The organism is Bradyrhizobium sp. BR 10289, assembly GCF_019455385.1.
GTDB lineage: Bacteria > Pseudomonadota > Alphaproteobacteria > Rhizobiales > Xanthobacteraceae > Bradyrhizobium.
Map to the genome: position 1 here is coordinate 19,130 of NZ_JACOFR010000010.1, position 13,505 is coordinate 32,634.

The 13,505-nt window shown below is 63.0% G+C and carries 14 protein-coding genes; 5 read left to right on the forward strand and 9 right to left on the reverse strand.

The window, feature by feature from the left end; genetic code table 11:
* Positions 1-156 precede the first annotated feature (156 nt).
* The 5 genes from HYH08_RS18180 (at position 157) to HYH08_RS37900 (ending at position 4,078) form a co-directional block, all read left to right on the forward strand.
* A complete protein-coding gene (locus HYH08_RS18180; protein WP_220011170.1) occupies positions 157-666 on the forward strand; it encodes a Spy/CpxP family protein refolding chaperone in 510 nt (169 codons plus the stop codon).
* A 19-nt stretch (positions 667-685) separates the two neighbouring features.
* Positions 686-1,180, forward strand: a complete 495-nt coding sequence (locus tag HYH08_RS18185; protein ID WP_220011171.1) for a hypothetical protein — start codon at positions 686-688, stop codon at positions 1,178-1,180.
* Positions 1,181-1,484: 304 nt separating this feature from the next.
* Complete coding sequence (locus tag HYH08_RS18190; protein ID WP_220011172.1) at positions 1,485-2,738, forward strand: glycosyltransferase family 2 protein; 1,254 nt, start codon at positions 1,485-1,487, stop codon at positions 2,736-2,738.
* 9 nt (positions 2,739-2,747) lie between these two features.
* On the forward strand, positions 2,748-3,791 hold the full coding sequence (locus HYH08_RS18195) for an HlyD family secretion protein (RefSeq protein ID WP_220011173.1): 1,044 nt from the start codon (positions 2,748-2,750) through the stop codon (positions 3,789-3,791).
* Positions 3,792-3,898: 107 nt separating this feature from the next.
* Entirely contained in the window at positions 3,899-4,078 is a 180-nt protein-coding gene (locus HYH08_RS37900; protein ID WP_502788336.1) for a hypothetical protein, read from the forward strand.
* Between the two features lie 175 nt (positions 4,079-4,253).
* On the opposite strand, the gene HYH08_RS18205 is transcribed toward HYH08_RS37900, so the two are convergent.
* From HYH08_RS18205 to HYH08_RS18245, 9 genes are all read right to left on the reverse strand, one after another.
* Positions 4,254-4,670, reverse strand: coding sequence for a nuclear transport factor 2 family protein (locus HYH08_RS18205; protein WP_220011175.1), 417 nt, complete (start codon positions 4,668-4,670; stop codon positions 4,254-4,256).
* Positions 4,671-6,110: 1,440 nt separating this feature from the next.
* Positions 6,111-6,311: a hypothetical protein gene (locus HYH08_RS18210; protein ID WP_220011176.1), complete on the reverse strand. Its 201-nt coding sequence runs from the start codon at positions 6,309-6,311 to the stop codon at positions 6,111-6,113.
* Positions 6,312-6,605: 294 nt separating this feature from the next.
* Entirely contained in the window at positions 6,606-8,747 is a 2,142-nt protein-coding gene (gene flhA / locus HYH08_RS18215; protein WP_220011177.1) for a flagellar biosynthesis protein FlhA, read from the reverse strand.
* 341 nt (positions 8,748-9,088) lie between these two features.
* Positions 9,089-9,391: a copper-binding protein gene (locus HYH08_RS18220; RefSeq protein WP_220011178.1), complete on the reverse strand. Its 303-nt coding sequence runs from the start codon at positions 9,389-9,391 to the stop codon at positions 9,089-9,091.
* 16 nt (positions 9,392-9,407) lie between these two features.
* The gene (locus tag HYH08_RS18225) at positions 9,408-9,863 is read right to left on the reverse strand and encodes a cupredoxin domain-containing protein (protein WP_220011179.1); all 456 of its coding nucleotides are present in this window, start codon (positions 9,861-9,863) and stop codon (positions 9,408-9,410) included.
* Positions 9,864-9,895: 32 nt separating this feature from the next.
* Complete coding sequence (locus HYH08_RS18230) at positions 9,896-11,233, reverse strand: multicopper oxidase family protein (RefSeq protein ID WP_220011180.1); 1,338 nt, start codon at positions 11,231-11,233, stop codon at positions 9,896-9,898.
* Positions 11,234-11,246: 13 nt separating this feature from the next.
* Positions 11,247-12,686 (reverse strand): TolC family protein, encoded by a 1,440-nt coding sequence (locus HYH08_RS18235; RefSeq protein WP_220011181.1) that lies wholly within the window; start codon positions 12,684-12,686, stop codon positions 11,247-11,249.
* A 9-nt stretch (positions 12,687-12,695) separates the two neighbouring features.
* Positions 12,696-12,980: a hypothetical protein gene (locus HYH08_RS18240; protein WP_220011182.1), complete on the reverse strand. Its 285-nt coding sequence runs from the start codon at positions 12,978-12,980 to the stop codon at positions 12,696-12,698.
* A gap of 77 nt (positions 12,981-13,057) precedes the next feature.
* Positions 13,058-13,501: a hypothetical protein gene (locus HYH08_RS18245; protein ID WP_220011183.1), complete on the reverse strand. Its 444-nt coding sequence runs from the start codon at positions 13,499-13,501 to the stop codon at positions 13,058-13,060.
* Positions 13,502-13,505 lie beyond the last annotated feature (4 nt).

The following is a 13,505-nucleotide window of genomic DNA, read 5'->3' on the forward strand; positions in this document are numbered from 1 at the left end:
GCGTCGAGCCAGTCCGAACTGGGCCGACAACCCGGGAATTGCCGGGAAACTGCAAAAGGCTCCGATGATCTCCATCGCTTTGATTTAGATCAATCCGTCGGTGGCTTATCCGCGCCGTGGTGATTGGGGGGCGAATTGACAGGCTTGGAGCTTGCCATGGACAAGAAAGCAGTTCTCATAGGCATCGCCGTTCTGATGACGACACCGTCTCTCTCCTCCGCCACGGAAACCTCTTCTACGGTGGGCGCAGGCCGAGCCAGCGCCTCAGACCTGAAGAGCCTCACGGACATGCGCGTCGGCATCATCAAAGCTGCCTTGCAATTGACTCCCGATCAGGAAAAGCTTTGGCCGGCGGTTGAAGATGCCATCCGGAATAGGGCGAAGAACCGTCAAGCTCGGCTGGAACGGATAGCCGAGCTGCACGATGATGCCACGGATCCTCTGCACGCAACCAATCCGGTTGAACTCATGCAACGCAGAGGTGATCGTCTCGTTCAGCGCGGAACGGATCTCAAGAAGCTCGCTGAGGCCTGGGAGCCTCTCTACAAAACATTGAACGAAGACCAGAAGAGGAGAATGTCCTTTGCATCCTATGTCGTGATGCGGGGCATGCGGGATGCAATCGAGCACAGTCTCGAGAGCGAAAACGAAGACGATGACGATTAGGCCAGACAGGAGGTGCATCATGCTGCGATACATTCTTGCCTTCGTGGCGGCATTCGTTCTGTTCACTGCGACTTTGATTCCCGACGACGCGTTGGCCCGGCGCGGCGGTGGCGGTTATCGCGGGGGTGGCGGCATGCGGGCTGGAGGCTTTCATGGAGGAGGCATGCGCGTGGCCCATGTTCGCACTGGTCGCGTGCATTCCGGTCGTATCCATGGTGGTCACGGCTATCGCGTCGCGGGAGGTCCAAGACCGGCGCATCCGATAGCAGGTCGTCCGGGACGCCCCGGCTATCCAAATCGTCCGATCGCGGGCCGTCCCGGTCGGCCGATCGCGGGTTATCCCGGCTATGGAGGTGGCTACTATCGTCCGGGCTGGGGATATGGTGCGGCCGCGGTGGGGGCTGCCGCCGCCGCGGGAGCCTACGGCTATTATAACAATTACTACGGCAGTGGCTGCTACTACGACACCTACGGCAACTACGTCTGCCCAGGTCAATACCCCTATTCCTATTGACGTGGGGCTGCTGCGAACGGCGGTCGTCAGGCCGCCGCTTGCAGCAAAAGCGACCGGTGCGCTTCAAGCCACGATTCACGGCACCTCGCTGAACTTTCGACCGGCGAGGATCGGGCGTCCTCGCGAGCGCATCAGGTCGCCATTGCACGGTGGCCCATCTGTCCTCGTCCTCGCGGCGAGGGAGGACGCGCGGATCATCTTGACTAAAAACGTCGGAAAAATCTTGTCTTGATCCATCTCAAGGCCTGTGCAGCCCACCGACCTATCTCTTGCCGGCCTTGGTCAGCCTTTTGTGGGAGGCTCCATGTTCGAGATGTTGCAGCTCGTCGCGAGGAGCGACCCATTGCAGCTTTTTCTTGCAGTGCTGATCTTCGATATTCCCCGCTTCACGCTTTCTTTGCTCTCGCTCGCGCTCTTTGGCATGCGCAGATCAATAACGGCCGATCCGCCTGCCAAACTTCCTGCGATCAGTGTCATCATTCCGACTTTCAACGGCGGCTCCGGCCTCGAGCCGACGATTGCATCGCTGCGCCGGCAGACCCTGCCGCCGGCTGAAATCATCGTCGTGGACGACGGCTCGACCGATCAGACACGTGCTATCGCGGAGCGGGCTCGCGCACGCGGGCTCGTCGACATGGTGATCTGTCACGGTACGCGCTGCGGCCGCAGCCCGGCGATCAATGCAGCTGCGCGATTTGCCCGCGGCGACCTCATCTTGACTGTCGATGCGGATACGGTGTTCGAGCCCACTGCGGTTGCTCGGCTTGCGGACGCATTTCGCGATCCCCGCGTCGGTGGGGCGAGTTGCAATATTGCCATCAGCAACGAACGCGACTCGCTCTGGACCGGGCTGCAAAGCGTCGAGTACCTGATGTCGATCAGCGCCGGCCGATCGATCTTGGATGTCGTTGGTGCCATTGCTTGCCTGTCAGGCGCTTGCTCGATGTATCGTCGCGAGACTTTTCTGCGCAGCGGTGGCCTCGATGTCGGCCCCGGCGAGGACCTGGAGTACAGCTTGCGGCTGCGCCGCCTCGGCTATCTCATTCGCTTCGTGCCGGACGCCTGGGCTGAGACGGACGGTCCTGCAAGCAGCATAGGCTTGTTACGCCAACGTGCGCGATGGGATCGCGATGCGTTGAGAATCCGCTTCATGATGTATGACGAATTGAGCTTGTTTCATCCTCTGGAGCGCTTGCCCGACACGATGCAGCGGCTGGACTTCATCGTCTTTGATCTCGTCCCGACGCTGACATTGCCGTTCTACCTGATCTACGTCGTTCTGCTGTTTGGCCCAAACGCTGCCTCGTTTCTCGGCGCGATTTATGTTTTGCTGCTGTGGATATCGTTTTTCAACATGGCGCTCGCGTTCGTGATGTTCGGTCGGTCGATCGGCTTTTTCGCGCTCGGCACATCCTTGATCTTTCCATTCTATCAGGGCGTCTATTTGAAATGCGCCCGATTCTTTTCTTACTCGTCGGAGATCATATTCGCCACGTCGCGCCGAGATGACTTTGTGCCGCCGCGGGTTCGTCGAGCCCTCCTGAAAGATCGGGGCTGAGAGCGGATCATGGACATCAACATCAAGCGTCTCGACCCGAGCGTGCCAGATCCAGTTGAAAGCCGCCGGCGTGCGGCGGGGCGGATGGTACGCTTCGCCTATGCGCTGATCGTGTTTGGCGTGCTCGCCTTCTTCGTCGTCTATTTCGGTGCGCCATTGGTATATCTCGGTGGGCCCGGCACCGTCACCTCGCCGCGCCAAATCGTGTCTTTGCCCTATACCGTACAGATCACCAAAATGGATCTGGAGCCTGGGGCGGTCGTCAAGGCAGGGGAAGAGATCGCCGAGGTGGTTTCACCGGAGCAGGACAGCATCGTCGCGACCTATATGCGGGCGCTGGCCGACATCAATGGCCGCACCGCAGAGCTGCGTATCAAAGCCCGTATCGCCCAAGAATCGCTAAATGCAGCGCGCGCCTACCTGAACGTGACTGAAGAGGCGGCAAAGCAAGTTGACGCCATGTCTTCCGCCACGGTGACGTTCCGCATGGAAGTGTTGCGCGAGCGCGCCTCGGCCGGCAAAGCCGTGGTTTCCCATGAGGCGGAAGTAGCAGAATCAACAGTTCAGCTCGCCTCGCTGGATGACTTCATCGATCAACTTCGGGCTCGCCTGAACGACGTGCAAAGCCACTTCGGGCAGGGCAAGGTCTTTGCGCCGGTGGCTGGCGTCGTATCGACCGGCATCGCGCATGTCGGACAGTCCCTGACGGCGGGCGCTTCGATCGCCGAAATCCTGGACCCAACCGACACCTTTGTTGACTGGTATATTCCGAACGAGCGTCTGATCGACCCTAAGGTGGGAAAAGATGTCTTCGTCGTGTTCGGTAACCGCCGCATACCGGGAAGGATCGCCCAGATACTGCCGGTCTCGGCCGTGTATGCCGGAACCCAAGTCCAGCTCCGGGATCGCCCCGCAACGCAGATCGCGCGCATCCGCTTTGATCCGGGCAAGTCTCCGCCGCCGCTCAACTCCACCGTTTATATTCACATGCATTACAGTGAGTTCGTTGCGCGGCTCGCTGGCATGCTTGTAGGTGTTTTCGGCCTTTACTGAGACTGCAACTGCGATCTGAATTCCAAAGCATGCAAGTCGAGGACCAGGATACGATATGTCCAATCTGCGGCTCCGAGGGCTTGCAGCGCTTCCCGATTGTTCACCACATGATCTGCGCTTACGTCGGCCCGGATTACGACTTCGATCGTCCGGACGACGCCGCGTATTCCTGCCCCAAATGCAACCGGGCAATCGTATCCGATGATCCTGCGTGTGAAATCGTCGGATTGAGTGCGCGCTGCCTGCGTTGCGGCGGCGAGATGGTCGTCTCACCTTCATTGCGATAGCCGTTGGCCAGGGCGTCCAATGCGATTCGGGCGTGACGGGCCGCATCCGGATGATGCAGTCGCTCGATTTCCTCGATGGCCCAAGTCAGATACTGCACAGCAGCGTCGGGCGGGTTTTCGACCTTGCTCTCATCTCGCTTCATTTTCGAACCTGAGACAGCAGAGTTAGGAGCAGTTAAATGCGCAAATTTGACGTATTTGCCCCTGCGAGTTGGCGGACGGCGTCAAATGAATCGATGATGGCGCGATAGTCGACGATACGATCTTCGCGGAGCCGCAGAAAATGTGCTGCCAGGAATGTTGCGGATTTTCTGGTTGCACGTTCTCTCACGTTCACGACGACGGTTAACGCTGCTTGATCATCGTCTACGACGACCGTGATCGGCCAGAAAGCGATGACCTCGAGCTTTTCATGCACTTGCGAAAGAGCATTCAATATTTCGCGCCGCCCCCGCCGCCGCCCCAGGTAGGGAAATATGTCCTGTGGCGCGTGGCTGAGGAAGTCGATGTCCTCATCGAGCAGTGGCGAAACTCTGTCGAGCCGGCCGCTGGCAAAATCCTCGTAGACTGTGCGAATGCGGTTGGAATCCATCGCTGCAACACGGTTGAGGCCCGCTGACTACCGAAAGATAGCGCACCGGGTTTCTACCACAAGAGGTATTTGGATGGCGGAACCCCGTGAGTGTTGCGTATAACTTTTGTTAAGCGGCATTCCTGCCAAACCGAAATGGCCCGCGCTCGAGCCACGACGCACCACGCCGGCTCAAGTCAGAACCCATTGTGCAGCCGCTAAGGTCGAGGGAGTGTTCGGGTACAAGCCCTTGTGTTGCCCGACGGGCAAAACACTCCACTGCCAGGTCAACTGCAACCGCAGAAAATATTCCACTTTACCGAAATTCGGAAATGTCGTATCTATTGCGGCAACTCGGCCCATGGAAGAGGGCGTATCGCGATCGTCACGAAACGCGGGCTGGGGGGCGGTGGACGTGGGTCACATCGGCGCAAAGGGTTTTGCAGGGCGGGCAACCGTGAGCAGGATACCTCGCGCACACGACCGGTGCGATCTCGCGTACGGCAAAATCGTGTGGTCCTGGCGCCCGGGGTCTGTGCGCCAAGTCTTGTGGTGATGCGGCGGCCCTACCGGGCACGCGCATCAGTCATCGGCAAGGCGACGGGGGCAATAGTGCAACGCTCCCCGGGGAGAGCACGACATAAGCCGTAAAACCACTGCGCAGGGAAGGCCGGATGTTGAGGCCACACCTGTATGCCGCTGTGCAAATTCTCGTTGCTACCTACCGCACAGTGGACCGTGGGTGCCCGGCCGGCACTCGGTCTTCCCTGCGCCCTTTTCCAATTGGGGCGATGCGACAGCAAAGCTCGGGCGATGAGCCGCGAGGCTGCGAAGGTGTGTCTGCCGCTACGCAGAAGGTGTCATCGCCCGGCTCGACCGGGCGATCCAGTACTCCGAGACAGTTATGGTTCAACCGAGAAGCCGCGGCGTACTGGATTCCCCGCCTTCGCGGGGAATGACAGTAGTATTTGGAGGACGAGTTGTCACCACACACTCCGTCATTGCGAGCGCAGCGAAGCAAGCCAGAGTCTTTCGGCGGAGGGATTCTGGATTGCTTCCGCCTTCGCCAAGGCTACGGCGGACGAGCCGCTGCGCTCGCAATGACGGTGGAGGGAGTTGCGCGAAAACTCAGGTCTCGTGCCCCGGACGCAGCGCAGCGCTCCTTCAGCGGTGCGCTGCAGAGCCGGGGCCCATCTCTCAGCAAGCCCTGCGGCCTCCTGGGTCCCGGCTCTGCGCAGCAACGCGAAGGGCGTTGCAGCGCGTCCGGGACACGAGAGCCGACGAGAGACGAGTTTGGAGGGAGCGCTTACCGAAGACGCACCACACCCTAGACATGAGAAAGCGCCCGTGGGGGGCGGGCGCTTTCTGTAGTCGACTTGGGGTTGGGGTCGTCTACATATCCACGTGGCGACTTTGGGGGGCTGGTAAAGAGCCGCGTGAATTCCTGAAACTCATGTCTCCTTATCGAACGAGGTTCGCGTTCGAACTGGTGATAACGACCGGCTTCCCGGCCTTGATGACGCGGGCGATCTGGGTCAGACCGTCGTCCGAACCCGAGCGTGCCGTGATGCCGAGGCCCGCCACCGCGATCCCCGCGACGAGGGCAACGACCACGATCTTCAAATGGGTCGAGCGATCTGCGCTGTAGATCGAGTGGTTCATGGAAGCCTCCTGCCGCCATCTACCCGAAGTAGTCGCCGGCCGTTTGAGGCAGGTTCATGCTTCCGGTGCCCAACAACCTAGTATTGGGGGGATTCGTTCCCAAGGGGCGATCACAAGAGCGTGAATGGTCGTGAAAGATCGCGATCAAAGGCGACCCTTGATAGTGCAATTCTGTAATTATTTCAATGTTATAATGCGCTTTCGAGGCGCCTTTTCAGTCTTTGGTCGACAAGGCGCCAGGAACTCAAAAAGCATTTGCCTGTGGCCGAAAAACACACGGCTTCTTAAGGCAAATCAGACGCTTCCGACGGTTTTCAGTCGCGCCCGCGGGTGGATCTCGGCCTGCGACAGCACGGTGGTCTGGGCCCGGAACCGCTCGACCAGGGAGCGCACGAAGGGACGAATTGCCGCAGACGTCACCAGCACCGGCGCCTCGCCCTCGCGGGCGGCGCGCTCGAACGCCTCGCGCACGGCGGTCATGAACTCCGACAGTTTCGAGGGCTGCATGGCGAGGCTCCGCTCCTCGCCCTGGCCGATGATGGATTCGGCGAAGGCCTGCTCCCATTTCGCCGACAGCGCGATCAGCGGCAGATAGCCGTTGTAGGAGGTGTTTTGCGCGCAGATCTGCCGGGCGAGGCGGGCGCGGACGTGTTCGACCATGGTGGCCGGGTTGCGCGAGAAGGCCAGCGAGTCGGCGATGCCTTCGAGGATGGTCGAGAGGTCGCGGATCGAGATGCGCTCGGCCAGCAGCAGCTGCAGCACGCGCTGGATACCGGAGACGGTGACCTGGCCGGGGACGATGTCCTTAACCAGCTCGCTCTGCTCCTTCGGCAGCTCCTTGAGCAGCTTCTGCACCTCGCCATAGGAGAGCAGGTCCGACATGTTGGCCTTGAGCAGCTCGGTGAGGTGGGTCGAGAGCACGGTCGCGGCGTCGACGACGGTGTAGCCCTTGAGCGAGGCCTCCTCCTTGAGGCTGGCGTCCACCCATGTCGCGGGCAGGCCGAAGGTCGGCTCGGTGGTGTGGATGCCGGGCACCTGCACCTGGCTGCCGCCGGGGTCCATGACCATGAACTGGTTCGGCCAGATCTTGCCGGAGCCTGCATCGACCTCCTTGATCTTGATGACGTAGGTGTTGGCCTCGAGCTGGACGTTGTCGAGGATGCGGACCGCCGGCATCACAAAGCCCATCTCGATCGCGAGCGAACGGCGCAGCGCCTTGATCTGCTCGGTGAGCCGGTCGGTGCCGTCGGGGCCGTTGACCAGCGGCAGCAGGGCGTAGCCGAGCTCGATCTTGAGGTCGTCGATCTTCAGCGCCGCGGAGATCGGCTCCTCGGCCGCGGCGGCACCTGGCGCACCGGGCTGACCGGCCGCCGGCGCGGCCTTGGCGGCTTCCTCGGCCTTGGCCGTCACCCGGTTGCGGTTGCGGGCGTGCCAGGCCAGCGCGCCGGCGCCGGCGCCGAGCGCGAGGAACGGGATGGTCGGAATGCCCGGCAGCGCCGCCAGCACCAGCATGACCGCCGAGGACATCGCCAGCGCCTGCGGATAGCCGGAGAACTGCTTCATCAGCGCCTTGTCGGCCGCGCCGGAGACGCCGGCCTTGGAGACCAGCAGGCCGGCGGCGGTCGAGACGATCAGCGCCGGCACCTGGGTGACGAGGCCGTCGCCGACGGTCAGCAGCGTGTAGCTGCGGCCGGCATCGGCGAACGACAGGCCCTGCTGCGCGACGCCGATGATTATGCCGCCGACGACGTTGATGAAGACGATCAGGAGGCCGGCGATGGCATCGCCGCGGACGAATTTCGAGGCACCGTCCATGGCGCCGAAGAAGCCGCTTTCGTCCTCGAGCTCCTTGCGCCGCTGCTTGGCCACCTTCTCGTCGATCAGGCCGGCGGAGAGGTCGGCGTCGATCGCCATCTGCTTGCCGGGCATGGCGTCGAGGTGGAAGCGGGCGGCGACTTCGGCAATGCGGCCCGAACCCTTGGTGATGACGACGAAGTTGACGATGATCAGGATGGCGAAGACGATGATGCCGATGACGAAATTGCCGCCCATCACGAAGCTGCCGAAGGCCTCGATGACGTGACCGGCGGCATCCGTGCCCTCGTGCCCGTGCGACAGGATCAGGCGGGTCGAGGCCATGTTGAGCGACAGCCGCAGCATGGTCGAGATCAGGAGGACGGTCGGGAAGGCGGAGAATTCCAGCGGCGCCTGGATGAACAGCGAGGTCATCAGGATCAGGATCGAGAGCGTGATCGAGATCGCCAGGAACAGGTCCAGCACGATCGAGGGCAGCGGCAGGATCAGCACCACCAGGATGGTGAGCACGCCGAGCGCCAGCGCGATGTCGCCGCGCTTGAGGATGGCGACGATCTCGTTGAGGGAGGGGATGCCCGGCTTCGGGCTGCCTACGCCCTGTCCCGCGGTGACGTCGACCATGGTAGCTGCCTCCCCGCGCGACGGCCGGCCGCGCGCCCCAAACGTCTGCGCGGCGGCCGACGGGCCGCCGTTCCGAAAGTGAGGCACCGCACTGGCGTCCACAGGGGATCCCCCGTTTTAACGCGGCTGACGACACTCGACTTCACCCGGCAATTCTTGCCGGGTGTATGGTTAGCAAAGGGTTAACGGACGGGGCGGGACGAGGGCGGACGGCAGAGTTTCGGAGCCTACAGCCGTGATTCCGGGCGCCCGAAGGGCGAACCCGGAATCCATCGGATGGCGGAGCCGGTGGATGAATGGATTCCGGGCTCGCGCTGCGCGCGCCCGGAATGACCGAGAGGCTACTTCGCCTTCTCGATTTTCGTCACCGTGTACCCCGACGCCGCCTCCTCGGCCTCAAAGGTCACCTTGTCGCCGACCTTCACCTGCTTGAGCATCGCGGGGTCCTTGACGCGGTAGACCATGGTCATGGGCTCGTCCATGCCGAGGCTCTTGGCCGGGCCGTGCTTGAGCGTGACCTTGCCGGCGCTCTCGTCGATCTTCTTGACCTCGCCGCTGATCGAGGCGGCCTGCGCCGCGATGGCGCTGAGCGTCAGGCCGAACGTCAGTGCGAGTGCTGCGGCGATGCGGGTAATGGATTTCATGGCTCTCTCCTTGGCTTCAGTTCACGGTGACGTGGCCGACCATGCCGTAGTCGCGATGGCCGGGGATCAGGCAGGAAAATTCGAACGTGCCGGATTTGGTGAACTTCCAGAGGATCTCGGCGGTCTTGCTTGGCGCGAGGCGGACGCCGTTGGGATCGTCGTGCTCCATATGCGGGTGCTTCTTCATCACCTCGGCATGGGCGAGATTCTCCTTCGCGGTGGCGAGCAGGAATTCGTGGTCCTCCTTGCCGACATTGCGCAGCACGAAGCGGACCTGCTCGCCGCGTTTGACCTCGATCTTGGATGGCGTGTAGTCCATCTCGTTCATCAGGATCTCGATGGTGCGCGCGGGCTTCTTCGGATTGCCGGGCTCGCCGGCCGAAAAGCTGCCGTGATCGTGCTGGTCGTGGGCAAAGGCCGGCGCGATTGAAAGCGCAGCCAGCGCGACAGCGAGTTTGATCGTCGTCTTCATCTTGGTCTCCAGTTGGTGGTTCATCGAAACGCTCACATCTTCATGTGCTTCATCGGCGGGCTGCCGCCCTGCTGTCGTGCCGGCTCGGCGGCCGGCGCGGTGACCTCGTAGGCGACGGTGCCTTGCGGGAATTTGTAGGGGCCGGGATCGCGGTAATCGTCGCGCGAAAGGTCCTCGCGGATCTTCATCACGGTGAACATGCCGCCCATCTCGATCGGGCCGAACTGGCCGGTGCCGGTCATCATCGGCAGCGTGTTGTCGGGCGCGGGCATCTCCATGCTGCCCATCGCCATGCCGGTCGAGCCCATCGCCATGCCGTCAGGCGCGAGCTTGCCGACGGCCTTGGCGAGATCCTTGCGTGACACGCCGATCAGATTGCGCACCTCGTGACCCATCGCATTCATGGTGTGGTGCGATTTGTGGCAGTGGAACGCCCAGTCGCCGGGATTGTCGGCGAGCACGTCGAACACGCGCACCGCGCCGACCGGCACGTCGGTGGTCGTTTCCGGATATTGCGCGCTCTCGGGAATCCAGCCGCCGTCGGTGCAGGTCACCGCAAAGCTGTGGCCGTGCAGATGGATCGGATGGTTGGTCATGCTGAGATTGCCGATGCGCACGCGCACTCTGTCGCCGAGCCGCACCGGCAGCGGGTCGATCCCCGGAAACACCCGTGAATTCCAGGTCCACATGTTGAAATCGGTCATCTCGTTGACTTGCGGCAGATAAGTGCCGGGATCGACGCGATAGGTGCTCATCACGAAGACGAAGTCGCGGTCGACCGGCCGGAAGCTCGGGTCGCGCGGATGCACGACGACCATGCCCATCATGCCCATCGCCATCTGCACCATCTCGTCGGAATGCGGGTGGTACATGAAGGTCCCGCTCTTCTTCATCTCGAACTCGTAGACGAAGGTCTTGCCGGGATCGATGTGCGGCTGGGTCAGCCCGCCGACGCCGTCCATGCCGCTCGGCACGATCATGCCGTGCCAGTGCACGGTGGTGTATTCGGGCAGGCGGTTGGTGACGAAGATGCGGACCTTGTCGCCCTCGACGGCTTCGATGGTCGGTCCCGGCGACTGGCCGTTATAGCCCCACAGATTGACCTTCATGCCCTCGGCGAATTCGCGCACGACCGGTTCGGCGACGAGGTGAAATTCCTTCCAGTCGCCGTTCATGCGGAACGGCAGCGACCAGCCGTTCAGCGTCACCACGGGGCGGTAGTCAGGTCCGCTCGTGGGATGCAGCGGCGGCTGCATCACCACCTTGTCCATGGTGGGCGCTTCCGGAATCGACGCGGCCTGGACGCGGCCGCTGACGACGGACGCGCCGGCAAGCGCGGCGGTGCCCAGAAATCCTCGACGGGAAAACATGCTGGCCTCCATCTCAGTGATCGCCATCGGCAGACGCTGCCGCGGCGATGGTGGTTGAATTGTCGCCGCCGGAGGCGGACGAGCCGCCGCCGTTGACGGCAGTCTGCAAATCGGATTGCGCGAGGAAGAATCTCTGCCTGGCATCGATGGCACCGCGCAGCGACGCCAGGCGCTGCCGCGCCTCCGTCAGCAGCGCAAAGATGTCGACCTGCATGCTGGAGAAGCGCAGTTGCATCTCCTCGGTAATGATCTTTCGCAAGGGAACGATCTCGCGCTGGTAGTGGCTGGCGATGTCGTAGGTCGCCCGGTAAATGCGATAAGCGTCGCGGGCTTCCGAGCGGACGTTCACGGCGCGCTCGGTCAGGCGGTTGAAGGCGAGATTGTAGGTCTCCGCCGCCTGCCGCACGCGCACCTCGCCGCCGTCGAAGATCGGGATCTGGAACTGCACGTCGAAGCCGCGTTCGCGGAACGGGGAGCCTTCCGGATCCTGGGTGCGGCGGGAGATGCCGGCGAGATCGAGCAGCGTGACAAAGCGCGTCGCCTCGGTCAGGTTCAGCGCCTTCGCCAGCGCCGTCAGTTCCAGCCGCGCGATCTGCAAATCGATGCGATGGGCGACCGCATCCGCTTCGATCGAGGGCAGGGACTGCGGCCGGCGCGGCAATGGCGGAAGCTGGTTGGGCAGACGGAAGTCGAGGCCGTCGTCCCACAGTCCCATCAGGCGCGCCAATCTTTCGCGCGTGCTCGCCGCGGCCTGCCGCGCGGTGGCGAGGTCGGCGGTTGTTTCGGCGTAGAACACCTGTTCGCGAGCCTGATCGAGCTTGTTGAGCGATCCGGTCTCGCCGAGCTTCACGGCGAGCTGGGCCGTCGATTCCGCGGTGGCTTTCGCGTCAGTCAGCAGAACCACCAACTCGTTGCAGGTGACGGCGCGGACATAGGCGCGGCGAACGTCGGCTGCGAGCCGCAATGTCGCCAGCGCCGCGCGCAATTGCGCCTGGCGGAAGCGGTCGCGCGCGATCTCGGAGCGGAACGGCAGTGTGGCGAGGGCGAGAATGTCGCCGACCACCTGCCGCTCAATCTCGTTCGCGCCATCGCCCGAGATCCGCGAGACCGAGAACACCGGATTGGGCGGCAGGCTCTGCTCGACCTGCTCGGTCTCGGCCAGCGCCAGCTCGTTGTAGGCAGCTTGCAACCCCTTGTTGTTGAGCAGAGCGACCTGCACGGCGGTCTCGGCACTCAGCGTGCGCGCCAGCAAGCGGCGGACAGTGGCGTTGACGGCGTCCGCGCCCTCGGGCGTTCGGACGAAGGCGACGTCCTTGTTGATGGTCTGGCTGGCGAGGTCCGAGACCGTCGTCATGCCGCCGTCGGGCGAGAATGCCATGCAGCCCGCAAGACTCACTGCTGAAACTCCGAACGCAGTAAGCACCAGCAGGCGCCGCGCGAAATGACGTGCCATGGCGTGCTCCTACCGGTCTTGCTTCGGCTGCGGTGCGACAGCGTCATTGCGGTCGCGCCATGGCGCCGGCGTCGCGGGCCGCAGGCTGGTGTAGGGTGCAGTGGTCGAGCGATAACCGACAGGCGCGACCCTTGCCGCAGGATCGGCAGGATCGGCGCTGGCGACTTGCGTGGTTGCCGGCATGCAGCCGGACAGCGCGAGCGCAATCACGGCCAGCAGTGACAAGCTAGATAGAGAGTCGCGTCCACGAGCTGCGGATGCGGCGGCGGACTTCGCCCCGGAAAGCGTAAGCATGAGTCATCCTTGATCTGTCGTAGGACCACAGGTTCGCGCGCGCAGACGCGCGCAAGGCCTGACGTCGTCTGCTCAGATCAAGCGATGGGGGGACGATAGTGCCGGGGCGGCGCCGTGCTGTGCAGGCTGGCCACGATCTCGGGCGCGCAGGCCGACATCGGCCGGACCGGCGTCGTCAGGCTGGGCAGATCCGCCGGCAGCGCGCTCACGCACATCATCGCGCAGCACGGGCCCACTGTTCCCTTGCTATCGTGATGATGTGGAGCGGGGACGTCCTGCGCAGCCATCTGGTGGTGCGCATGCGGGCCGGCGTGGTCATGCGCGGTGCCGTCATGCATGTGGCCGGCCTGCATCTGGTGATGCACCGGCACGAGGTCGGCAAGGAGCGCGTCGTCCAGGCACGGCGCTGGACCACTGCCCCAGGCAAGGCTTGCGGCGGGCGCGAGCACGCAGAACAGATAGGCGAGGGCGATGATCCGCCCCACCCTGATCCGCATCGATCGCGTCAATCGCAACAGCATTCCG